This window comes from Pseudomonas sp. FP597, from assembly GCF_030687435.1.
GTDB classification, from domain to species: Bacteria; Pseudomonadota; Gammaproteobacteria; order Pseudomonadales; family Pseudomonadaceae; genus Aquipseudomonas; species Aquipseudomonas lactucae.
In genome coordinates this window covers 5399109-5422476 of record NZ_CP117432.1, presented here as the reverse complement: position 1 = coordinate 5422476, position 23368 = coordinate 5399109, and the positions used below count along the sequence as shown (strand labels likewise).

Genomic DNA, 23368 nt, shown 5'->3' with positions numbered 1-23368 from the left:
GTTGGAAAAAAGCGCAATTATTGCTTGACTTGAACGGCCTGAAACAGAAGAATCCAAAGTCCGCTGTATCGGGACTGCCAGAAGCAGGCCCGCTCAGCAGATCATGAGGCGCATATCCGCGCCGACCTGTTACACCCGCAACGCGTTACCTCGCGCTGGGTGGGAAAAGCCCGCAACACTTGGGACGATCCCAATACTTGCTCAGTCAGTGCTGACGTAGTCGGCGACCACCGTCGCTCATGCTCTGTTGAGAAGTAAACCTATTAAGACCCGTCGGTTTTCAACGGACGGTATTCTGGCGTTTTAGAGGTGAACAACGTGGAGCTTTTATCTGGCGGTGAGATGCTCGTCCGCTTTTTGCGTGACGAAGGCGTCGATTATATCTACGGGTACCCAGGTGGTGCTCTGCTGCATGTTTACGACGCACTGTTCAAGGAACCGGCTGTTACCCACATCCTGGTTCGCCACGAACAGGCCGCGACCCATATGGCTGACGGCTACGCCCGTGCCACCGGTAAAGCCGGCGTGGTACTGGTCACCTCCGGCCCAGGCGCAACCAATGCCATTACCGGCATCGCGACTGCGTATATGGACTCCATCCCGATGGTAATCATCTCTGGCCAGGTGCCTAGCACCATGGTCGGTACCGATGCATTCCAGGAAACCGACATGATCGGTATCTCCCGGCCGATCGTGAAACACAGCTTCATGATCAAGCACGCCTCGGAAATCCCGGAAGTCATGAAAAAGGCGTTCTACCTCGCACAGTCCGGTCGCCCGGGCCCTGTGGTGGTCGATATCCCGAAAGACATGACCAACCCGGCTGAAAAATTCGAATACGTCTTCCCTAAGAAGGCCAAGCTGCGCTCCTACAGCCCGGCTGTCCGTGGGCACTCGGGGCAAATTCGCAAGGCGGCGGAAATGCTTCTGGCAGCCAAGCGTCCAGTGCTGTACTCGGGCGGTGGCGTGATCCTGGGCGGTGGTTCCGCGCCGCTGACCGAACTGGCCAAGCTGCTCAACCTGCCGGTAACGAATACCCTGATGGGCCTCGGCGCATTCCCAGGTACGGACCGCCAGTTCGTCGGCATGCTCGGCATGCACGGCAGCTACACCGCCAACCTGGCCATGCACCACGCCGACGTGATCCTGGCCGTGGGCGCGCGGTTTGATGACCGTGTGATCAACGGCGCGAGCAAGTTCTGCCCGAATGCCAAGATCATCCACATCGACATCGACCCGGCGTCTATTTCCAAGACCATCAAGGCCGACGTGCCGATCGTGGGGCCAGTGGAAAGCGTATTGACCGAAATGGTCGCCGCGCTCAAGGACATCGGCGAAACGCCGAACAAGGAATCCGTTGCCAGTTGGTGGAAGCAGATCGACGAATGGCGCGGTGACCGTGGCCTGTTCCCTTACGACAAGGGCGACGGCAGTATCATCAAGCCGCAAACCGTAATCGAGACCCTGTGCGAAGTGACCAAAGGCGACGCCTTCGTGACCTCCGATGTGGGCCAACACCAGATGTTCGCCGCGCAGTACTACAAGTTCGATAAGCCTAACCGCTGGATCAACTCCGGCGGCCTGGGCACGATGGGCTTCGGTTTCCCTGCGGCCATGGGTGTGAAACTGAGTTTCCCGGACGCCGACGTTGCGTGCGTTACCGGTGAAGGCAGTATCCAGATGAACATTCAGGAACTGTCGACGTGCTTGCAGTACGGTCTTCCGGTGAAGATCGTCTGCTTGAACAACGGCGTGCTGGGCATGGTTCGTCAATGGCAGGACATGAGCTACGGTAGCCGTCACTCCCATTCCTATATGGAATCGTTGCCGGATTTCATCAAGTTGGTTGAAGCTTATGGCCATGTCGGCATTCGCATCACCGATCTGAAAGATCTCAAGCCGAAGATGGAAGAGGCGTTCGCCATGAAGGACCGCCTGGTGTTCATCGATATCAAGGTGGATACCAGCGAGCACGTCTACCCGATGCAGATCAAAGACGGCTCTATGCGCGACATGTGGCTGAACAAGACGGAGCGTACTTAATCATGCGGCACATTATCTCCCTGCTTCTGGAGAACGAACCCGGCGCTCTGTCTCGTGTTGTCGGTCTGTTTTCGCAACGCAACTACAACATCGAAAGCCTGACCGTGGCCCCGACCGAAGACCCGACCCTGTCGCGTCTGACGTTGACCACCGTGGGTCACGATGAGGTGATCGAGCAGATTACCAAGAACCTCAACAAGCTGATCGAAGTGGTCAAGCTGGTCGACCTGTCGGAAAGCGCTCACATCGAGCGCGAGCTGATGCTGGTCAAGGTCAAGGCAACGGGTGCCCAGCGTGCCGAGATCAAACGCACCACCGACATCTATCGCGGGCAGATCGTCGATGTGAGCGCCAGCGTTTATACCGTGCAACTGACCGGTACAAGCGACAAGCTGGACAGCTTCATCCAGTCGATCGGGACGGCCTCGATTCTGGAAACCGTACGCAGTGGTGTCACCGGCATTGCCCGTGGCGACAAAGTACTCAGCATTTAACCCAAATTAGTGAATGGCCTGATGGCCTGGATATATAGAGGAACCTCATGAAAGTTTATTACGATAAAGATTGTGACCTGTCGATCATCCAGGGCAAGAAAGTCGCCATCATCGGCTACGGTTCCCAGGGGCATGCGCAAGCGTGCAACCTGAAAGACTCCGGCGTTGACGTGACTGTTGGTCTGCGCAAAGGCTCGGCCACCGTTGCCAAGGCTGAAGCCCATGGCCTGAAAGTGACCGACGTGGCGTCCGCCGTTGCGGCTGCCGACCTGGTCATGATCCTGACCCCGGACGAGTTCCAGTCCGCGCTGTACAAGAACGAAATCGAGCCGAACATCAAGAAGGGCGCCACTCTGGCCTTCTCCCACGGCTTCGCGATTCACTACAACCAGGTTGTGCCACGCGCTGACCTGGACGTGATCATGATCGCGCCAAAAGCGCCGGGTCACACCGTGCGTTCCGAGTTCGTCAAAGGCGGCGGTATCCCTGACCTGATCGCGATCTACCAGGACGCGTCGGGCAACGCCAAGAACGTAGCCCTGTCTTACGCCGCCGGCGTGGGTGGCGGTCGTACCGGCATCATCGAAACCACCTTCAAGGACGAGACCGAAACCGACCTGTTCGGCGAGCAAGCCGTTCTGTGTGGCGGTACCGTCGAGCTGGTCAAAGCCGGTTTCGAAACCCTGGTTGAAGCCGGCTACGCGCCGGAAATGGCCTACTTCGAGTGCCTGCACGAACTGAAGCTGATCGTTGACCTCATGTACGAAGGCGGTATCGCCAACATGAACTACTCGATCTCCAACAACGCCGAATACGGCGAGTACGTGACCGGCCCGGAAGTGATCAACGCCGAGTCCCGTCAGGCCATGCGCAACGCCCTGAAACGTATTCAGGACGGCGAATACGCCAAAATGTTCATCAGCGAAGGCGCTACCGGCTACCCTTCGATGACCGCCAAGCGTCGTAACAACGCCGCTCACGGTATCGAAGTGATCGGCGAGCAACTGCGCTCCATGATGCCGTGGATCGGTGCCAACAAGATCGTCGACAAAGCCAAAAACTAAGTCGTACGCATCAACAGAAAACGCGGCTTAGGCCGCGTTTTTTCGTTTGCAGGGCGGGTTCTGGTATAAAGCTGCATCGTTTGCGGGCGAACGCGCACCGCATGTATTTGTCGAATTTTTTCAAACCGTTGCAAGGTAAAGTCCATGAGCGAACGTCCCGAAGAGCCAAACCAGGCTTCTGACGCCGAAAGCCTGCTGCCGATCGATGAACATGTCGAAGAAGGGCATGACGCGGAAGGCCGCAAGGTCCGGCATCGTGGCATCTATCTTTTGCCCAACCTGTTCACCACGGCGAACCTGTTTGCCGGGTTCTATTCCATCATCAACTCCATGAGTGCCCAGAGCGCGCTCGCGGCGGGTGATGCGGCGAGTGCCAGCAAGTATTTCGGCTTTGCCGCCATCGCCATCTTCGTGGCCATGGTGCTTGATGGCCTGGATGGTCGTGTGGCGCGCATGACCAATACCCAAAGTGCTTTCGGTGCCGAGTACGACTCGCTGTCGGACATGGTGGCGTTTGGTGTTGCACCCGCATTGCTGGCGTTTGCCTGGGCATTGGGTGATATGGGCAAGGTGGGTTGGATGGTTGCCTTCATCTATGTAGCGGGTGCTGCCTTGCGCCTGGCGCGCTTCAACACCCAGGTGGGCACTGCCGACAAGCGTTACTTCATCGGCTTGGCCAGCCCCGCGGCTGCGGGAGTGGTGGCGGGTATTGTCTGGGCATTCAGTGACTACGGCATCCAGGGGTCGAAAATGTCGTTCCTGGTGGCCTTGATGGTGGCGGCGGCTGGCATGCTGATGGTCAGCAACATCAAGTACAACAGCTTCAAGGAGCTCGACCTCAAGGGGCGGGTGCCGTTCGTGGCGATCCTGGTGGTGGTGTTGGTGTTCGCCGTGGTGTTCAGTGATCCGCCGCGGATTCTGCTGCTGGCATTCCTTGTCTATGCCGCTTCCGGGCCGATTCAATATTTGCTGCATCTGCGCCGGGACAAAACATTGCCTTAATGTAATTTCCCCCATACTCCGCAGTCTATTGGTGCATCAGTTCTCCAATGCTGCGGAGTTGCCATGTTAATCAAATTGCCTAAAGCGTCCGATTGCCACGAATCGGATGTCACACCTGAATCCTTCTATCTTTCTCGCCGCAGCTTGCTCGGCGGTGCGCTTGCCGGTATCGCTGCCAGCAGCTTGCCGCGCTGGGCCAGTGCGGACGAGGCTGCGCGTTATGCTGATGTTGAGCCGGGCAAGGCGCCGAATTGGTTTGCCGAGAAACTGCCCACAACGAAATGGCAGGCGGTAACGGTCAAGGACGAGGCGATCACGCCGTTCAAGGATGCAACCCACTACAACAACTTCTATGAGTTCGGCACCGACAAGGGCGACCCGGCGAAAAATGCGGGCTCACTCAAGACTGAACCCTGGAGTGTGGTGATTGATGGAGAGGTCGCAAAGCCTGGGCGTTATGCCTTGGAAGACTTTATGAAACCCTATCAGTTGGAAGAGCGGATCTACCGGTTGCGTTGTGTCGAGGCCTGGTCAATGGTTATCCCGTGGATGGGGTTTCCGATCTCCGCCTTGCTCAAGCAGGTCGAACCGACCTCCAAGGCCAAGTACATCCGTTTTGAAACGCTTCAGGATCCCAAGAGCATGCCGGGACAGCGTTCGAGTTTTGGCTTGATCGACTGGCCTTATGTAGAAGGGTTGCGTCTGGATGAAGCGATGAACCCACTGGCGATTCTGGCGGTTGGCATGTATGGGCGGGAGTTGCCCAATCAGAACGGCGCGCCGTTGCGGCTGGTCGTGCCGTGGAAGTATGGGTTCAAGAGCGTAAAGTCCATCGTGCGGATCAGTCTTGTCAGCGATCAGCCTAAAACCACATGGCAGAGCATTGCGGCGGATGAATACGGGTTTTATGCGAACGTGAACCCTACGGTCGATCACCCACGCTGGACCCAGGCGCGGGAACGTCGTTTGCCGAGCGGCCTGTTCAGCCCCAATGTACGCGAGACGCAGATGTTCAACGGCTACTCGGATGAGGTTGCCTCTCTCTATACCGGTCTCGATCTGCGGAAGAATTATTGATGCGTTACCCCATCTGGCGCATGGGTGTCTTTATCGCCGCCGCTCTGTGGCCGTTGTTGTGGCTATATGAAGCATGGAGTTTCGCCTTGGGACCTGACCCCGGCAAAGTGCTGGTTGATCGATTGGGCTTAGGCACGTTGATTCTGTTGCTGATCACCTTGTGTATGACGCCGCTGCAGAAGTTGAGTGGCTGGGCGGGGTGGATCGCAGTGCGCCGACAGCTTGGCTTGTGGTGCTTTGCCTATGTGGTGCTGCACCTGGCAGCCTATTGCGTATTCGTCCTGGGGCTTGATTGGTCGCAGTTGGGCGTGGAACTGCGTAAGCGGCCCTACATTATTGTGGGCGCATTGGGTTTCTTGTCGTTATGGGTGTTGGCCGTCACGTCTAACCGTTATAGCCAGCGACGGCTGGGCAGCCGATGGAAGAAGTTGCATCGCCTGGTCTATGTGATTCTGGGGCTTGGGTTGCTGCACATGTTGTGGATTGTGCGGGCTGATCTGAAGGAGTGGGCTATCTATGCTTCTATAGGTGCGCTGCTGCTGGTGCTGCGTATACCGTTCGTGACGCGGCGAATTCCTCGTCTTATTGCGAAAAAAGCGCCTTCTGCAACAAAAGCGTAATTAACCCTTGACCACAGATTCAGGGAGCCTATAATTCGCCCCACTTCCGGCGCAGTCGAAACGGAAAACTCCTTGGTAAACAATGAGTTAAGTAGTTTTCGACAGCAAGTCGCTTCAGTTCATCGAAGTCAAAAGGAAGTTGAAAAAGAGGTGTTGACAGCAGCGTGTAACGCTGTAGAATTCGCCTCCCGCTGACGAGAGATCGGAAGCGCAAGTGGTTGAAGTTGTTGAAGAAATCTTCGAAAGCTTCTGAAAATAACCGCTTGACAGCAAATGAGGCTGCTGTAGAATGCGCGCCTCGGTTGAGACGAAACATCTTAACCAACCGCTCTTTAACAACTGAATCAAGCAATTCGTGTGGGTGCTTGTGGAGTCAGACTGATAGTCAACAAGATTATCAGCATCACAAGTTACTCCGCGAGAAATCAAAGATGTAACCAACGATTGCTGAGCCAAGTTTAGGGTTTCTTAAAAACCCAAAGATGTTTGAACTGAAGAGTTTGATCATGGCTCAGATTGAACGCTGGCGGCAGGCCTAACACATGCAAGTCGAGCGGTAGAGAGAAGCTTGCTTCTCTTGAGAGCGGCGGACGGGTGAGTAAAGCCTAGGAATCTGCCTGGTAGTGGGGGATAACGTTCGGAAACGGACGCTAATACCGCATACGTCCTACGGGAGAAAGCAGGGGACCTTCGGGCCTTGCGCTATCAGATGAGCCTAGGTCGGATTAGCTAGTTGGTGAGGTAATGGCTCACCAAGGCGACGATCCGTAACTGGTCTGAGAGGATGATCAGTCACACTGGAACTGAGACACGGTCCAGACTCCTACGGGAGGCAGCAGTGGGGAATATTGGACAATGGGCGAAAGCCTGATCCAGCCATGCCGCGTGTGTGAAGAAGGTCTTCGGATTGTAAAGCACTTTAAGTTGGGAGGAAGGGTTGTAGATTAATACTCTGCAATTTTGACGTTACCGACAGAATAAGCACCGGCTAACTCTGTGCCAGCAGCCGCGGTAATACAGAGGGTGCAAGCGTTAATCGGAATTACTGGGCGTAAAGCGCGCGTAGGTGGTTTGTTAAGTTGGATGTGAAATCCCCGGGCTCAACCTGGGAACTGCATTCAAAACTGACTGACTAGAGTGTGGTAGAGGGTGGTGGAATTTCCTGTGTAGCGGTGAAATGCGTAGATATAGGAAGGAACACCAGTGGCGAAGGCGACCACCTGGACCAACACTGACACTGAGGTGCGAAAGCGTGGGGAGCAAACAGGATTAGATACCCTGGTAGTCCACGCCGTAAACGATGTCAACTAGCCGTTGGGAGCCTTGAGCTCTTAGTGGCGCAGCTAACGCATTAAGTTGACCGCCTGGGGAGTACGGCCGCAAGGTTAAAACTCAAATGAATTGACGGGGGCCCGCACAAGCGGTGGAGCATGTGGTTTAATTCGAAGCAACGCGAAGAACCTTACCAGGCCTTGACATCCAATGAACTTTCTAGAGATAGATTGGTGCCTTCGGGAACATTGAGACAGGTGCTGCATGGCTGTCGTCAGCTCGTGTCGTGAGATGTTGGGTTAAGTCCCGTAACGAGCGCAACCCTTGTCCTTAGTTACCAGCACGTTATGGTGGGCACTCTAAGGAGACTGCCGGTGACAAACCGGAGGAAGGTGGGGATGACGTCAAGTCATCATGGCCCTTACGGCCTGGGCTACACACGTGCTACAATGGTCGGTACAGAGGGTTGCCAAGCCGCGAGGTGGAGCTAATCCCACAAAACCGATCGTAGTCCGGATCGCAGTCTGCAACTCGACTGCGTGAAGTCGGAATCGCTAGTAATCGCGAATCAGAATGTCGCGGTGAATACGTTCCCGGGCCTTGTACACACCGCCCGTCACACCATGGGAGTGGGTTGCACCAGAAGTAGCTAGTCTAACCTTCGGGAGGACGGTTACCACGGTGTGATTCATGACTGGGGTGAAGTCGTAACAAGGTAGCCGTAGGGGAACCTGCGGCTGGATCACCTCCTTAATCGACGACATCAGCTGCTCCATAAGTTCCCACACGAATTGCTTGATTCATTGAAGAAGACGATAAGAAGCAGCCTAAATAGGGTTGTAGCTTAGTTGGTTGGAGCGCACCCCATGCTCTGTGGTAAAGAGCAGGGTGAGGTCGGCCTTAGCAGCTCGAAATTGGGTCTGTAGCTCAGTTGGTTAGAGCGCACCCCTGATAAGGGTGAGGTCGGCAGTTCGAATCTGCCCAGACCCACCAATTTTGTGTGGGAAACGCCTGTAGAAATACGGGGCCATAGCTCAGCTGGGAGAGCGCCTGCCTTGCACGCAGGAGGTCAACGGTTCGATCCCGTTTGGCTCCACCACTACTGCTTCTGTTTGTTGAAAGCTTAGAAATGAGCATTCCATTGTGATGATGGTGAATGTTGATTTCTAGTCTTTGATTAGATCGTTCTTTAAAAATTTGGGTATGTGATAGAAAGATAGACTGACCGTTACTTTCACTGGTAATGGATCAGGCTAAGGTAAAATTTGTGAGTTCTCTTAACGAGAAATTCGAATTTTCGGCGAATGTTGTCTTCACAGTATAACCAGATTGCTTGGGGTTATATGGTCAAGTGAAGAAGCGCATACGGTGGATGCCTTGGCAGTCAGAGGCGATGAAAGACGTGGTAGCCTGCGAAAAGCTTCGGGGAGTCGGCAAACAGACTTTGATCCGGAGATGTCTGAATGGGGGAACCCAGCCATCATAAGATGGTTATCTTGTACTGAATACATAGGTGCAAGAGGCGAACCAGGGGAACTGAAACATCTAAGTACCCTGAGGAAAAGAAATCAACCGAGATTCCCTTAGTAGTGGCGAGCGAACGGGGACTAGCCCTTAAGTGGCTTTGAGATTAGCGGAACGCTCTGGAAAGTGCGGCCATAGTGGGTGATAGCCCTGTACGCGAAAATCTCTTAGTCATGAAATCGAGTAGGACGGAGCACGAGAAACTTTGTCTGAATATGGGGGGACCATCCTCCAAGGCTAAATACTACTGACTGACCGATAGTGAACTAGTACCGTGAGGGAAAGGCGAAAAGAACCCCGGAGAGGGGAGTGAAATAGATCCTGAAACCGTATGCGTACAAGCAGTGGGAGCCCACTTGTTGGGTGACTGCGTACCTTTTGTATAATGGGTCAGCGACTTATTTTCAGTGGCGAGCTTAACCGAATAGGGGAGGCGTAGCGAAAGCGAGTCTTAATAGGGCGTCTAGTCGCTGGGAATAGACCCGAAACCGGGCGATCTATCCATGGGCAGGTTGAAGGTTGGGTAACACTAACTGGAGGACCGAACCGACTACCGTTGAAAAGTTAGCGGATGACCTGTGGATCGGAGTGAAAGGCTAATCAAGCTCGGAGATAGCTGGTTCTCCTCGAAAGCTATTTAGGTAGCGCCTCATGTATCACTGTAGGGGGTAGAGCACTGTTTCGGCTAGGGGGTCATCCCGACTTACCAAACCGATGCAAACTCCGAATACCTACAAGTGCCGAGCATGGGAGACACACGGCGGGTGCTAACGTCCGTCGTGAAAAGGGAAACAACCCAGACCGTCAGCTAAGGTCCCAAAGTTATGGTTAAGTGGGAAACGATGTGGGAAGGCTTAGACAGCTAGGAGGTTGGCTTAGAAGCAGCCACCCTTTAAAGAAAGCGTAATAGCTCACTAGTCGAGTCGGCCTGCGCGGAAGATGTAACGGGGCTCAAACCATACACCGAAGCTACGGGTATCACGTAAGTGATGCGGTAGAGGAGCGTTCTGTAAGCCTGTGAAGGTGAGTTGAGAAGCTTGCTGGAGGTATCAGAAGTGCGAATGCTGACATGAGTAACGACAATGGGTGTGAAAAACACCCACGCCGAAAGACCAAGGTTTCCTGCGCAACGTTAATCGACGCAGGGTTAGTCGGTCCCTAAGGCGAGGCTGAAAAGCGTAGTCGATGGAAAACAGGTTAATATTCCTGTACTTCTGGTTATTGCGATGGAGGGACGGAGAAGGCTAGGCCAGCTTGGCGTTGGTTGTCCAAGTTTAAGGTGGTAGGCTGAGATCTTAGGTAAATCCGGGATCTTAAGGCCGAGAGCTGATGACGAGTCGTCTTTTAGACGACGAAGTGGTTGATGCCATGCTTCCAAGAAAAGCTTCTAAGCTTCAGGTAACCAGGAACCGTACCCCAAACCGACACAGGTGGTTGGGTAGAGAATACCAAGGCGCTTGAGAGAACTCGGGTGAAGGAACTAGGCAAAATGGCACCGTAACTTCGGGAGAAGGTGCGCCGGTGAGGGTGAAGGACTTGCTCCGTAAGCCCATGCCGGTCGAAGATACCAGGCCGCTGCGACTGTTTATTAAAAACACAGCACTCTGCAAACACGAAAGTGGACGTATAGGGTGTGACGCCTGCCCGGTGCCGGAAGGTTAATTGATGGGGTTAGCTAACGCGAAGCTCTTGATCGAAGCCCCGGTAAACGGCGGCCGTAACTATAACGGTCCTAAGGTAGCGAAATTCCTTGTCGGGTAAGTTCCGACCTGCACGAATGGCGTAACGATGGCGGCGCTGTCTCCACCCGAGACTCAGTGAAATTGAAATCGCTGTGAAGATGCAGTGTATCCGCGGCTAGACGGAAAGACCCCGTGAACCTTTACTATAGCTTTGCACTGGACTTTGAATTTGCTTGTGTAGGATAGGTGGGAGGCTTTGAAGCGTGGACGCCAGTTCGCGTGGAGCCAACCTTGAAATACCACCCTGGCAACTTTGAGGTTCTAACTCAGGTCCGTTATCCGGATCGAGGACAGTGTATGGTGGGTAGTTTGACTGGGGCGGTCTCCTCCTAAAGAGTAACGGAGGAGTACGAAGGTGCGCTCAGACCGGTCGGAAATCGGTCGTAGAGTATAAAGGCAAAAGCGCGCTTGACTGCGAGACAGACACGTCGAGCAGGTACGAAAGTAGGTCTTAGTGATCCGGTGGTTCTGTATGGAAGGGCCATCGCTCAACGGATAAAAGGTACTCCGGGGATAACAGGCTGATACCGCCCAAGAGTTCATATCGACGGCGGTGTTTGGCACCTCGATGTCGGCTCATCACATCCTGGGGCTGAAGCCGGTCCCAAGGGTATGGCTGTTCGCCATTTAAAGTGGTACGCGAGCTGGGTTTAGAACGTCGTGAGACAGTTCGGTCCCTATCTGCCGTGGACGTTTGAGATTTGAGAGGGGCTGCTCCTAGTACGAGAGGACCGGAGTGGACGAACCTCTGGTGTTCCGGTTGTCACGCCAGTGGCATTGCCGGGTAGCTATGTTCGGAATAGATAACCGCTGAAAGCATCTAAGCGGGAAACTAGCCTCAAGATGAGATCTCACTGGGACCTTGAGTCCCCTGAAGGGCCGTCGAAGACTACGACGTTGATAGGTTGGGTGTGTAAGCGCTGTGAGGCGTTGAGCTAACCAATACTAATTGCCCGTGAGGCTTGACCATATAACACCCAAGCAATTTGCTGACCTGAGAAGGCGCCAGATTGCGGTGTGTGAAGACGAGATGAACCGAAAGTTCGACGCTCACAAAACACCGACAGCTGTCACATACCCAATTTGCTGAAGCGAGACCATCAGGTCACGACTCAGTACCCGAATTTCTTGACGACCATAGAGCATTGGAACCACCTGATCCCATCCCGAACTCAGAAGTGAAACGATGCATCGCCGATGGTAGTGTGGGGTTTCCCCATGTGAGAGTAGGTCATCGTCAAGATTAAATTCCGAAACCCCATTTGCGAAAGCAGGTGGGGTTTTGTTTTGGGCGCTCGGAAAGTGTCGGCACGCTCATCGCAGGCGCCTTCAGTGCTAAAGTCCATGCCTCGATTTTGCTTTTCCCAAGGAAGCCGTTATGCCGGATGCGACGTCTCTCAGTCCTGGATTCATGGTGGTTCACGGCAACCGCCTGGACGAACTGCGCAGCCTGGTGGTGAGCTGGATGCGTCGTTATCCACTGGCGCCCCTGGAAAACGAAATTGCTCTGGTGCAAAGCAATGGCATTGCCCAATGGCTCAAACTGGCGTTGGCCGAAGATCCGCAGGACGACGACATGGGTGGCTGCGGCATCGCCGCAGCCATCGACGTGCAACTTCCCGGCAGCTTCATGTGGCAGCTCTATCGCATGGTCCTGGGCCGTGATGAGATCCCCCCCAAGTCCCTGCTCGACAAAGCCCCGCTCACCTGGCGTCTGATGCGCCTGCTGCCGGAACTCATCAATCAGCCGCACTTCGAGCCGCTGCAACGTTTCCTCACCAGCGACACGGACCTGCGTAAGCGCTATCAACTCGCCGAGCGCCTGGCGGATCTATTCGACCAATACCAAGTCTATCGCGCCGACTGGTTGGAAGATTGGGCGGCCGGGCGGCACCAATTGCGCAGTGGCCGAGGCGAATCCAAGCCCCTGGACCCAGCCAACTGCTGGCAGGCCGAATTGTGGCGTGCGCTCCTGCTGGATGTCGGTGAAGAGGGCATGGCCGAAAGCCGTGCCGGCGTTCACCAACGCTTTATCGAACGCATCAATACCCTTGAGGACGCTCCTCGTGGTCTGCCTTCTCGCGTGATCGTTTTCGGGATTTCGTCGCTACCCGCCCAAGCCCTGGAAGCCCTGGCCGGCCTGGCCCGTTTCAGCCAAGTGCTGCTGTGCGTGCACAACCCTTGTCGCCACCACTGGTCCGACATCGTTGCCGACAAAGACCTGCTGCGTAACGAATATAAACGCCAGGCGCGCAAGGCCGGCATGCCGGTCACCCTCGACCCCCAAACCCTGCACCAGCATGCTCATCCGCTGCTGGCCGCCTGGGGCAAACAAGGTCGTGACTACATCAGCCTGTTGGACAGCTACGATGACCCCAACAGCTATCGCGCCGCCTTTCGCGATGGGCGCATCGACTTGTTCAGTGAAAGCGAACCCACCTCACTGCTCAATCAACTCCAGGACGATATCCTCGAGTTGCGCCCACTCAATGAGACACGTGAACGCTGGCCTGCTGTTGAGCTGGAACATGACACATCAGTGCGCTTCCACATCGCCCACAGCGCCCAACGCGAAGTGGAGATTCTCCACGACCAACTGCTCCAGCGTTTCAGCGCCGACCCTGCGCTACGCCCGCGGGACATCATCGTCATGGTCCCTGATGTGGACAGCTACGCGCCGCACATTCGCGCAGTGTTCGGCCAGTTGGACAGAAGCGATCCGCGCTTCATTCCTTTCACCCTGACCGACCAGGGCCAACGCGGTCGCGATCCCTTGCTGATCGCTGTCGAACACTTGCTCAAACTCCCCGATAGCCGCTTCCCGGTCAGTGAAATTCTTGACCTGCTCGACGTTCCCGCGCTGCGTGAGCGTTTTGCCATCAAGGAGCGCGACCTGCCCACGCTGCACCGCTGGATCGAAGGCGCCGGCATTCGTTGGGGGCTCAACGCCGAACAACGCGCCGGCCTCGGTCTGCCGGGAGACTTGGAGCAAAACAGCTGGCGATTTGGCCTACGCCGCATGCTTCTCGGGTATGCCGTCGGTACCGGCGTCGCCTGCAACGGCATTGAGCCTTACGATGAAATCGGCGGCCTCGACGCGGCGCTGATCGGCCCCCTGGTGGCCTTGCTCGACGCCTTGCATGACGCGCATCAAGCCCTCTCACAACCGGCCGCCCCGCAGGAATGGGGCGAACGTCTGCAACGCCTGATGCAACTGTTCTTTCTGCCCAGCAGCGAACACGACGACTACTTGCTGGGCCAACTCGAACAACTCCGGGAAACCTGGCTGGAAACCTGCGAATCCGTTGGCTTGCAGGACGAGCTACCGCTCACTGTCGTCCGCGAAGCCTGGCTGGCCGGGCTGGACCAGGGCCGTTTGTCTCAACGCTTCCTGGCCGGTGCTGTCAATTTCTGCACGCTGATGCCCATGCGCGCCATCCCCTTCAAGCTCGTTTGCCTGCTCGGCATGAACGACGGCGACTACCCACGCGCGCAACCGCCGCTGGATTTCGACCTGATGGGCAGCGACTACCGCCCCGGTGACCGTTCCCGCCGTGAGGACGACCGCTATCTGCTGCTCGAAGCCCTGTTGTCCGCCCGCGATCAGCTTTATATCAGCTGGGTCGGTCGCAGCATCCGCGATAACAGCGAACGTCCGGCATCGGTACTGATTGGTCAACTGCGCGACCATCTCGCCAGCGGCTGGCATAACGCCCAAGAACAGCCGCTGCTGGAAGCAATGACCCAGGAACACCCGCTCCAACCTTTCAGTGCCCGTTACTTCCACGAAGGCGACGCATTATTCAGTTACGCCCGCGAGTGGCAGCTACTCCACGAGGCGGTGGATGCCGTCCCGACAGAAGATGAATTGCCGCCGCATCAACAGGAAGAGCCCCTGAGCCTGGGCCAGCTACAAGACTTCCTGCGCAACCCGGTCAAACACTTCTTCAGCCAGCGTCTGAAAGTATTTTTCGAGGCGGCCGACGTGCCCCTGGCCGATGAAGAACCTTTCGTTCTCGATGCTCTGCAACGCTATAGCCTGAGCGACAGCCTATTGAGCGCCGCACTGTCCCAGCCGGCTGATCTCGACCAGGCCCTTAACGCCCAAGCCCTGCGTTTGCAAGGCAGTGGCCTGCTGCCGATGGTCGGTTTCGGCGAGTGCCTGCGTCACGAACTGATTGAGCCCTTGCCCGATCTGCTGCAACGTTACCAACAACTGCTGGCCCTTTGGCCAACCCCGCATACGGGTGCCGAACCCATCAGTTTCGAGCATCAAGGCATCGCATTGGAAGGCTGGGTCAGTGGCCTGCATCGACGCGGTGATGGCGCATTGCTAAGCGTCACCACCATTCCCAACAGCATCGGTTCGATCAAGACCCGCAAATGGCACCGCCTGATTCGCCCGTGGGTCAATCATGTGGTGGCCTGCGCCTGCGGCCTGCCGCTGAGCACCGGCCTGGTCGCCAGCGACGACACCTTGCTGTTGGCCCCGCTGGATCAATCCGCCGCCCAGGAAACCCTTGCTAACCTGCTACTGGCCTGGCAACACGGCATGCAAAAACCGCTGCCGGTAGCCGTCAAAACCGCTTTCGCCTGGCTCAGCCAAACCGACCCGGCTAAAGCTCACGCCGCCGCGAGCAAAGCCTACGAAGGCGATGGCCTGACCACCGATGGCGAGCGGCGTGAATCTGCGGCGCTCACCCGCCAATTTCCCGATTACGCAGCCCTGGTCGCCAGCGAAGAATTCGAAGGCTGGTGCGAAACCCTGTATCGCCCACTGATCAACGCCCCTTGGCGATCACTCACAGGCGAGGAGGCCGGCGCATGAGCAGCAAACCCTTGGCCCTGGCGTTCCCGCTAAAAGGTAGCCAGCTGATTGAAGCCAGCGCCGGTACTGGCAAGACCTTTACCATTTCTGCGTTGTACCTGCGCCTGGTGCTTGGCCACGGCGGTGAAGTGTCCGGTTTTGGTCGCGAATTGCTACCTCCGCAAATCCTGGTGGTGACCTTCACAGATGCCGCCACCAAGGAGCTGCGTGAACGTATCCGCATTCGCCTGGCCGAAGCAGCGCGGTTTTTCCGCGACGAAATCGATCAACCGGATGCGCTGATCGCGGATCTGCGCGAGGAATATCCTGCCGAACAATGGCCCGCCTGCGCCAACCGCCTGGACATCGCTGCACAATGGATGGACGAAGCCGCCGTCTCGACCATCCACAGTTGGTGTCAGCGCATGCTGCGCGAGCACGCGTTCGACAGTGGCAGCCTGTTTACCCAGACCCTCGAAACCGACCACAGTGACCTGCTGGGCGAAGTGCTGCGCGACTACTGGCGACTGTTCTGCTACCCGATGCACGACGACGCGCTCAACTGGGTGCGCAATAACTGGGGCGGCCCGGCCACGCTGATGCCGAAGGTGCGCGCATTGTTCGGCAGCGAGCGGCCCACGGATGAAACCCGTGAGCCCGCCGAGCTGATCAACGCCTGCCTGCAAGAGCGTCGCGAAGCGCTGATCAACATCAAGGCGCCCTGGCAGCAATGGGCCGCCGAACTGCGCGACATCTGTCTGCAGGCCGTGGCCGCCAAAGCAGTGGACGGGCGCAAGATGCAAGCTCGTTACTTCGAACCCTGGTTCGAAAAGATCAGCCTCTGGGCCGCGGACGAAACCCTGGAACACCTCGACATCGGCACCGGCTTCAGTCGCCTCACCCCCGACGGCATGGCCGAAGCCTGGAAGGGCGACCCGCCGCAGCACCCCGGCATCGACGCCATGGCCCGCCTTAAAGCCAGTCTCGACGCCCTGCCGACCCCCGATGCCGCCGTGCTGCAACACGCCGCCGGCTGGGTGGGCAAGCGCTTCGAAGAAGAAAAGCGCCGTCGCGCCGAAATGGGCTTCGACGACATGCTGACCCGCCTTAACGCCGCCCTGCAAGCCGACGGCGGCGAGCGTCTGGCCAGCGTGATCCGCGAGCAGTTCCCGGTGGCTCTGATCGATGAATTCCAGGACACCGACCCGGTGCAATACAGCATCTTCGACAGCATCTACCGCATCGACGAAAACCACCTCGACAGCGGCCTGTTCCTGATCGGTGATCCCAAGCAGGCGATCTACGCCTTCCGTGGCGCCGACATCTACACTTACTTGCGCGCTCGTAAATCCACGCTCGGCCGCCACCACACCCTGGGCACCAACTTCCGTTCCAGCCACGCCATGGTCGAGGCGGTAAACCATGTGTTCCAGCGCGCCGAAACCGGCCGCGGTGCGTTCCTCTTCCGCGAACCCAATGGCGATAACCCGGTGCCGTTCCAGCCGGTGCTGTCCCAAGGACGCAAGGAACAACTCCAGGTCGACGGCCAAACGCTGCCGGCGATGAACCTCTGGCACCTGCCCACCGACCAACCTGTGTCCAACGCGGTGTACCGACAACAACTGGCCTCGGCCTGCGCCACGCAGATTGTCGAGTTGCTCAACGGCGGCCAACAGGGCAAGGCCGGTTTCCGGCAACCGGACAACAGCTTCAGAGGCGTACTGCCATCGGACATCGCCATCCTCGTACGCGACGGCAAGGAAGCCCAAGCCGTGCGCGCTGAATTGGCCGCCCGTGGCGTGCGCAGTGTGTACCTGTCCGACAAGGATTCGGTGTTCGCCGCCCAGGAAGCCCACGACCTGCTGGCCTGGCTCAAGGCCTGCGCCGAACCGGATGTCGAACGCCCCCTGCGTGCCGCCCTGGCCTGCGTCACCCTGGATTTGTCACTGCCGGAACTGGAGCGTCTGAACCAGGACGAACTGGCGTGGGAATCGCGCGTGATGCAGTTCCGCGGCTACCGCGTCATCTGGCGGACCCAAGGCGTGCTACCGATGCTGCGTCGCCTGCTTCACGACTTCAAGTTGCCGCAAACCCTGATCGCCCGCAGTGACGGCGAGCGCGTGTTGACCAACCTGTTGCACCTCAGCGAACTGTTGCAACAAGCTGCCTCGGAGCTGGACGGCGAACAGGCGCTGATCCGCCATCTCGCTGAGCACTTGGCGTTGTCGGGCCAGGCCGGCGAAGAACAGATCCTGCGCCTGGAAAGCGATGAGCAACTGGTCAAAGTGGTGACCATCCACAAGTCCAAGGGCCTGGAGTACGACCTGGTCTTCCTGCCGTTCATCTGTTCGGCCAAGCCGGTAGACGGCAGCCGATTGCCGCTGCACTACCACGATGAACACGGCAAATCCCAGGTCAGCCTGCGCCCCACCGCCGAGTTGATCGCCCAGGCGGACGATGAGCGTCTGGCCGAAGACCTGCGTTTGTTCTACGTCGCCCTGACCCGCGCCAAGCACGCCTGCTGGCTTGGAGTTGCCGACCTCAAGCGCGGCAACACCCACAGTTCGGTGTTGCACCTGTCGGCGCTCGGCTATTTGCTCGGTGGTGGAGCATCGCTGGGCGAACCCGCCGGCCTGGCACACTGGCTGCTGGATCTGCAGCAAGGCTGCCCGGCCATCCACTACGCCCACGTACCCGAAGCGCAAGACAGCGTGTTCCATCCGCCGCGTAACCAGGCCACCTTGCTCGCGCCGTTATTGCCCAAGCGCAAGGCCGCCGAGAACTGGTGGATCGCGTCCTACAGCGCCTTGCGCATTGGCGACAGCATGAGCGTCGCCAACCTCGAAGCGCCGGAAAGCCCGCAAGCGCAAAAGCTGTTCGATGACGAACGCCTCGACCCCGATGCACCGCGTGAAGTGGCGGCGTCCGGCGGCGATATACATCGTTTCCCACGCGGTCCCAACCCCGGCACCTTCCTCCACGGCCTGTTGGAGTGGGCGGGCGAGGAAGGTTTCAACGCGACGCCGCAGGCCATCGAAAACGCCGTAGGTGCCCGCTGCAATCGTCGCAACTGGGAAGGCTGGATCAACACTCTCAGCGGTTGGCTGGGCCATCTGTTGCAAGCGCCGCTGCCGGTGGATAACGCTCAAGTCGCCCTCAGCAGCCTGCAGCGGTACCAGGTCGAAATGGAATTCTGGTTCGCCAGCCATAAAGTCGACGTGCTCGCCCTCGACAAACTGGTGTGCCAGTACACCCACCACGGAGTCTCCCGTGTGGCCGCCGAGCCGGTGCTGCTCAACGGCATGTTCAAAGGTTTTATCGACCTGACCTTCGAACACGACGGCCGCTATTACGTGGCCGACTACAAATCCAACTGGCTCGGCCCTGACGATTCGGCCTACACGATGGAGGCCATGGAGCAGTCGATCCTTGAGCATCGGTATGACCTGCAATACGTGCTTTACCTGCTGGCCCTGCACCGCCAGCTCAAGGCCCGCCTGCCGGACTACGACTACGACCGTCACATCGGCGGTGCGCTGTATGTGTTCCTGCGTGGCAGCCAATCCGCGAGCCGGGGCGCGTATTTCACCCGGCCGCCACGGGAATTGATCGAAGGCCTCGACCTGTTGTTCCAGGGCAAGCCCATCCCGCCCAAGGTTGAGCCCGCCTGGGAACAAGGAGTGTTGTTATGAGCCTGTCGCCGCTACCGCTTGAGGCGCTGGAACCCCTGAGCCGGGCCACTGATCTGCTGCAGTTGCTGGAGCGCTGGGTGGACCGGGGCTGGCTGCGCGCATTGGACAAAGCCTTTGTCGGCTTCCTGTACGAGCTCGACCCGCAGGCCGATCCGCGCGTGTTATTGGCGGCGGCCCTGACCAGTCACCAACTGGGCCATGGCCATGTGTGCCTCGACCTGTTCGAAACCCTCAAGGCGCCGGACTTTGCCCTGTCCTTGCCGCCTGAAGGCGACCTGCAAACCGGCGCCATGCTGCTGCCCTCGCAACTGCTCGACGGGCTGGACGGCGCCCACTGGTGCCATGCCCTGGTGGCCAGCCCTTTGGTTGCCCTGGCAGTCGACGGCAGCGACGCCGCAAAAAGCCGTCCGCTGGTGCTGTCCGGCAAGCGTCTGTACCTGCGCCGCTACTGGACCTACGAGCGACGCATCGACACCGCCCTGCGCCTGCGCCTGGCTACCCAGGAAACCGTTGCCGCCGACTTGCCCCAACGCTTGAACGGCCTGTTTGACCAACCGACGCCCGAGGGTGTGATCGACTGGCAAAAACTCGCCTGCGCCCTGGCCACCCGAGGTGCCTTCAGCATCGTCACCGGTGGCCCCGGCACCGGCAAGACCACCACCGTGGTGCGCTTGCTGGCGCTGTTGCAGGCGCCCGCCGTAGAGGCCGGCAGCCCGTTGCGCATTCGCCTGGCCGCGCCTACCGGCAAAGCCGCCGCACGCCTCACCGAGTCCATCAGCCAACAAGTGCTGTCGCTCAAAGTGCCGCAAAGCGTGAAGGACAAAATCCCGACCCAGGTCACCACCGTTCACCGCTTGCTGGGCAGCCGCCCAGGTACCCGGCACTTCCGCCATCATTTGGGCAACCCGTTGCCTCTGGACGTATTGGTGGTGGACGAAGCCTCAATGATCGACCTGGAAATGATGGCCAACCTGCTGGACGCGTTGCCGGCCCATGCCCGCTTGGTGTTGCTGGGTGACAAGGACCAGCTCGCCTCGGTGGAGGCCGGTGCCGTACTCGGCGACTTGTGCCGCGACGCCGAAGCCGGGTGGTACAGCCCCCACACCCGCCAATGGCTGCAAACCGTCAGCGGTGAAGACCTCAGCGCCAGCGGCCTGCACGAAGACATCGACGGCAGCCACCCCCTGGCCCAGCAAGTGGTGATGCTGCGTTACTCGCGGCGTTTCGGCGAAGGCAGCGGCATCGGTCAACTGGCGCGCTGGGTCAACCAGCAGAACGCCGAGGAAGCGCGCAAATTGCTGGCCGCGCGCACCCACAGCGACCTGTTCTGCGTCAGCCTCAAGGGCGAGCACGACCACGCCTTGGAGCGTCTGGTATTGGACGGGCACGGCGAGGGTGCCGAAGGCTATCGCTACTACCTCAATCTGCTGCACAGCGCGCGCCCCGCGCTCGAAACCCCGCGAGAAGACCTTGCCTGGACCCACTGGGCGCAACAATTGTTGCAAGCCTTCGATGCATTCCAGCTGCTCTGCGCCGTGCGCAAAGGCCCCTGGGGCGTGGAAGGGCTGAACCTGCGCATCACGGCAGCCTTGCGCAAGGTGCGACTGATCGAGGGCGACGAGCAATGGTACGAAGGCCGCCCGGTGCTGATGACCCGCAATGACTACGGCCTGGGTCTGATGAACGGCGATATCGGCATCGCCCTCAAATTGCCCGAAAGCGACGGCGGCCCCCAGGTGCTGCGCGTAGCGTTCCCGCGTAACGATGGCCAGGGCGGCGTGCGTTTTGTCTTGCCCAGCCGTCTCAACGATGTGGAAACCGTGTACGCCATGACCGTGCACAAATCCCAGGGTTCGGAGTTCACCCACACTGCGCTGATCCTGCCGGATGCCTTGAACCCGGTGTTGACCAAAGAGCTGATCTACACCGGTATCACCCGCGCCAAGCGTTGGTTCAGCCTGATCGAACCGCGTGGCGGCGTGTTTGAGGAGGCCGTGCGGCGCAAGGTCAAGCGATTGAGTGGGTTGATGCTGGAGCTGGGTCAGGAGCCGGGAATAGCTGATTGAATGGTCATTTAATCTGGTTGAGTTGTGGGCATTTTCTGAAAAAATAGCAGGACCCTTCGAGGTGGCGCCTCACGGGGTTTTCTTGCCGTGTGCTATCGTTGCGGCATCATTCCGATAAGATCGAAGAGAATCGCTGCATGAACGTGGCTGTCTCGCCTGTAGGCCGTAGCTTGAGCTGGAGACGCGTGTTGCGGGTGGCGATTCTCTGCCTGCTGGCACCGTGCGCGTTTGCCGAGGCGCCGAGCGCTGCGGATCAGCGCGCCCAGGCGGTGACCCAGGTGGTGCTCGGCATTCTCAGCTATGCCCGCTGGCCGGTGGAACCCGAACAACTGCACCTGTGCATCGTCGGCCCCACGCAATACACCGACGACCTGATCAAAGGCACCACCCAAGCCACTGGGCGTGCGGTGGTGGTGCGGCGTCTGCTGGCCGACCATCCCGATATCGCCAACGGCTGTGATGCGGTGTACATCGGCAAGCTCAGCAATGACGAACGTAGCCGCCTGTTTACCTCATTGATCGGCCATCCGGTGCTCAGCATCAGCGAAGGTGGCGACCAGTGCACCGTGGGCAGTTTGTTCTGTTTGCGAGTGGGCGATGAGCAAGTGTCGTTTGAGGTCAACCTCGACTCGGTGGCGCGCAGCGGCGTGCGCATTCATCCCAGTGTGCTGCAGCTGTCACGTCGTCGGGCACCTGTCCCATGATCGCCATCAAAGCGCGACCGACCCTGCGTTCCGTGATCGGCCGAGGGCACCTGATCCTGGCGCTGGTGGCGGTGATCCTGGCCAGTGTGTCCCTGACGCTGCTCGGCGTATTGGCGCTTCGGGTCTACGCCGAACACAACCTGCACCTGATCGCGCGCTCCATTAACTACACCGTGGAAGCGGCGGTGGTGTTCAACGACCGCGCCGCCGCCACCGAAGCCCTCAGCCTGATCGCCTCCACCGAAGAAGTGGCTGAAGCCGAGGTGTTCAATGCCAATGGCCAGTTGCTTGCGAACTGGGAACGCCCGGAAACCGGCATGCTCTCGCGGGTCGAGCTGGCGCTGGCGCATACCCTGCTCGAACAGCCGATCAACCAGCCGATCCTGCACCAGGGCCGCGCCATCGGCAGCATTCACCTGACCGGTCACGGCGGCAGCTTGCTGCGCTTCCTGCTCAGTGGCCTGGCCGGGATTCTGGTCTGTACCGCCCTCAGCGCCTGGGTCGCCCTGCACTTGGCGCGACGCCTGTTACGTGGCATCACCGAGCCGCTGCAAAGCCTTGCCGCCGTGGCCCACGCCGCCCGTAGCGAGCGCGACTTTGACCGTCGAGTACCGCCGGCGCGCATTGCCGAACTCGACAATCTGGGCAGCGACTTCAACGCCTTGCTCGGTGAGATGGGCGTCTGGCAAAACCATCTGCAAAGCGAAAACGAAACCCTGGCCCACCAGGCCAACCACGACAGCCTCACCGGCCTGCCCAACCGGTCGTTCTTCGAAGGCCGCTTGATCCGTGCCTTGCGCAGCGCCGCCAAGGCCAAGGAGCGGCTGGCAGTGCTTTACCTCGACAGTGACCGTTTCAAAGAAATCAATGACAGCTTTGGTCACGCCGCCGGTGATGCCGTCCTCGTCGCCGTCGCCAACCGCGTGCGTGCGCAGTTGCGTGAGGATGACCTGGTGGCGCGCCTGGGCGGTGATGAGTTCGCCATTCTGCTGGCGCCGTTGCACTCGCTCGAAGATGCCCGGCGCATCGCCGACAAGATCATCGCCAGCATGGACGCACCCATCGCTGTGCCCGGCAGCGCCCAGGTATTGACTTCCCTCAGTATCGGCATCGCCCTCTACCCCGATCATGGCGCCACTCCCGGCACCTTGCTCAACGCCGCCGACGCGGCGATGTACCAGGCCAAACGGTTTGCCCAGGGCGGCCAGCAAACGGCGGAATCGGAGCATTCCGCCGTCAATGTTCAACACAGGAGTTGATC

General features: G+C 58.5%; 11 protein-coding genes, 2 tRNA genes and 3 rRNA genes. All 16 read left to right on the top strand.

Translation table 11 applies throughout. The features are described 5' to 3' along the window. The first annotated feature begins 318 nt into the window (after positions 1–318). The 16 genes from PSH66_RS24865 (at position 319) to PSH66_RS24790 (ending at position 23366) form a co-directional block, all read left to right on the top strand. Positions 319–2043 (top strand): acetolactate synthase 3 large subunit, encoded by a 1725-nt coding sequence (locus tag PSH66_RS24865; protein ID WP_003176103.1) that lies wholly within the window; start codon positions 319–321, stop codon positions 2041–2043. A 2-nt stretch (positions 2044–2045) separates the two neighbouring features. Beyond that, entirely contained in the window at positions 2046–2537 is a 492-nt protein-coding gene (ilvN, locus tag PSH66_RS24860) for an acetolactate synthase small subunit (protein WP_003176102.1), read from the top strand. Positions 2538–2584: 47 nt separating this feature from the next. Then, positions 2585–3601 (top strand): ketol-acid reductoisomerase, encoded by a 1017-nt coding sequence (ilvC, locus tag PSH66_RS24855; RefSeq protein WP_003176099.1) that lies wholly within the window; start codon positions 2585–2587, stop codon positions 3599–3601. A gap of 144 nt (positions 3602–3745) precedes the next feature. Continuing rightward, a complete protein-coding gene (pssA, locus tag PSH66_RS24850) occupies positions 3746–4603 on the top strand; it encodes a CDP-diacylglycerol--serine O-phosphatidyltransferase (RefSeq protein WP_003176097.1) in 858 nt (285 codons plus the stop codon). Between the two features lie 63 nt (positions 4604–4666). Beyond that, positions 4667–5680: a protein-methionine-sulfoxide reductase catalytic subunit MsrP gene (gene msrP, locus PSH66_RS24845; RefSeq protein WP_003176096.1), complete on the top strand. Its 1014-nt coding sequence runs from the start codon at positions 4667–4669 to the stop codon at positions 5678–5680. Continuing rightward, positions 5680–6300: a protein-methionine-sulfoxide reductase heme-binding subunit MsrQ gene (gene msrQ / locus PSH66_RS24840; RefSeq protein WP_305427801.1), complete on the top strand. Its 621-nt coding sequence runs from the start codon at positions 5680–5682 to the stop codon at positions 6298–6300. Before msrP ends, msrQ begins: the two co-directional genes overlap by 1 nt. A 488-nt stretch (positions 6301–6788) precedes the next feature. Continuing rightward, positions 6789–8325 (top strand): 16S ribosomal RNA (locus PSH66_RS24835). 163 nt (positions 8326–8488) lie between these two features. Next, positions 8489–8565 (top strand) — tRNA-Ile (locus tag PSH66_RS24830). 30 nt (positions 8566–8595) lie between these two features. Beyond that, positions 8596–8671: transfer RNA gene (locus PSH66_RS24825), tRNA-Ala, on the top strand. A 246-nt stretch (positions 8672–8917) separates the two neighbouring features. Then, positions 8918–11808, top strand: a 23S ribosomal RNA gene (locus PSH66_RS24820). 157 nt (positions 11809–11965) lie between these two features. Beyond that, a 5S ribosomal RNA gene (rrf, locus tag PSH66_RS24815) occupies positions 11966–12081 on the top strand. Together the 16S, 23S and 5S rRNA genes with 2 tRNA genes alongside form the textbook arrangement of a ribosomal RNA operon. Positions 12082–12216: 135 nt before the next feature. After that, positions 12217–15666 carry an exodeoxyribonuclease V subunit gamma gene (recC, locus tag PSH66_RS24810; RefSeq protein WP_305427800.1) on the top strand — a complete coding sequence of 1150 codons (3450 nt, stop codon included), beginning with the start codon at positions 12217–12219 and terminating at the stop codon, positions 15664–15666. Next, the gene (gene recB / locus PSH66_RS24805) at positions 15663–19337 is read left to right on the top strand and encodes an exodeoxyribonuclease V subunit beta (protein ID WP_305427799.1); all 3675 of its coding nucleotides are present in this window, start codon (positions 15663–15665) and stop codon (positions 19335–19337) included. Before recC ends, recB begins: the two co-directional genes overlap by 4 nt. Further along, positions 19334–21403 (top strand): exodeoxyribonuclease V subunit alpha, encoded by a 2070-nt coding sequence (gene recD, locus PSH66_RS24800; protein WP_305427798.1) that lies wholly within the window; start codon positions 19334–19336, stop codon positions 21401–21403. The genes recB and recD overlap by 4 nt, the downstream gene beginning before the upstream one ends. 137 nt (positions 21404–21540) lie before the next feature. Next, the gene (locus PSH66_RS24795) at positions 21541–22107 is read left to right on the top strand and encodes a YfiR family protein (protein WP_305427797.1); all 567 of its coding nucleotides are present in this window, start codon (positions 21541–21543) and stop codon (positions 22105–22107) included. Next, complete coding sequence (locus PSH66_RS24790) at positions 22104–23366, top strand: diguanylate cyclase domain-containing protein (RefSeq protein WP_141064778.1); 1263 nt, start codon at positions 22104–22106, stop codon at positions 23364–23366. Before PSH66_RS24795 ends, PSH66_RS24790 begins: the two co-directional genes overlap by 4 nt. The last annotated feature ends 2 nt before the right edge of the window (positions 23367–23368 follow it).

What these genes read in the sequence shown, in the direction of transcription:
- ilvN (WP_003176102.1), top strand. Translation starts at nt 2,046, where the DNA reads ATGCGGCACATTATCTCCCTGCTTCTGGAGAACGAACCCGGCGCTCTG.
- ilvC (WP_003176099.1), top strand. Translation starts at nt 2,585, where the DNA reads ATGAAAGTTTATTACGATAAAGATTGTGACCTGTCGATCATCCAGGGC.
- pssA (WP_003176097.1), top strand. Translation starts at nt 3,746, where the DNA reads ATGAGCGAACGTCCCGAAGAGCCAAACCAGGCTTCTGACGCCGAAAGC.
- msrP (WP_003176096.1), top strand. Translation starts at nt 4,667, where the DNA reads ATGTTAATCAAATTGCCTAAAGCGTCCGATTGCCACGAATCGGATGTC.
- msrQ (WP_305427801.1), top strand. Translation starts at nt 5,680, where the DNA reads ATGCGTTACCCCATCTGGCGCATGGGTGTCTTTATCGCCGCCGCTCTG.
- recC (WP_305427800.1), top strand. Translation starts at nt 12,217, where the DNA reads ATGCCGGATGCGACGTCTCTCAGTCCTGGATTCATGGTGGTTCACGGC.
- recB (WP_305427799.1), top strand. Translation starts at nt 15,663, where the DNA reads ATGAGCAGCAAACCCTTGGCCCTGGCGTTCCCGCTAAAAGGTAGCCAG.
- recD (WP_305427798.1), top strand. Translation starts at nt 19,334, where the DNA reads ATGAGCCTGTCGCCGCTACCGCTTGAGGCGCTGGAACCCCTGAGCCGG.
- PSH66_RS24795 (WP_305427797.1), top strand. Translation starts at nt 21,541, where the DNA reads ATGAACGTGGCTGTCTCGCCTGTAGGCCGTAGCTTGAGCTGGAGACGC.
- PSH66_RS24790 (WP_141064778.1), top strand. Translation starts at nt 22,104, where the DNA reads ATGATCGCCATCAAAGCGCGACCGACCCTGCGTTCCGTGATCGGCCGA.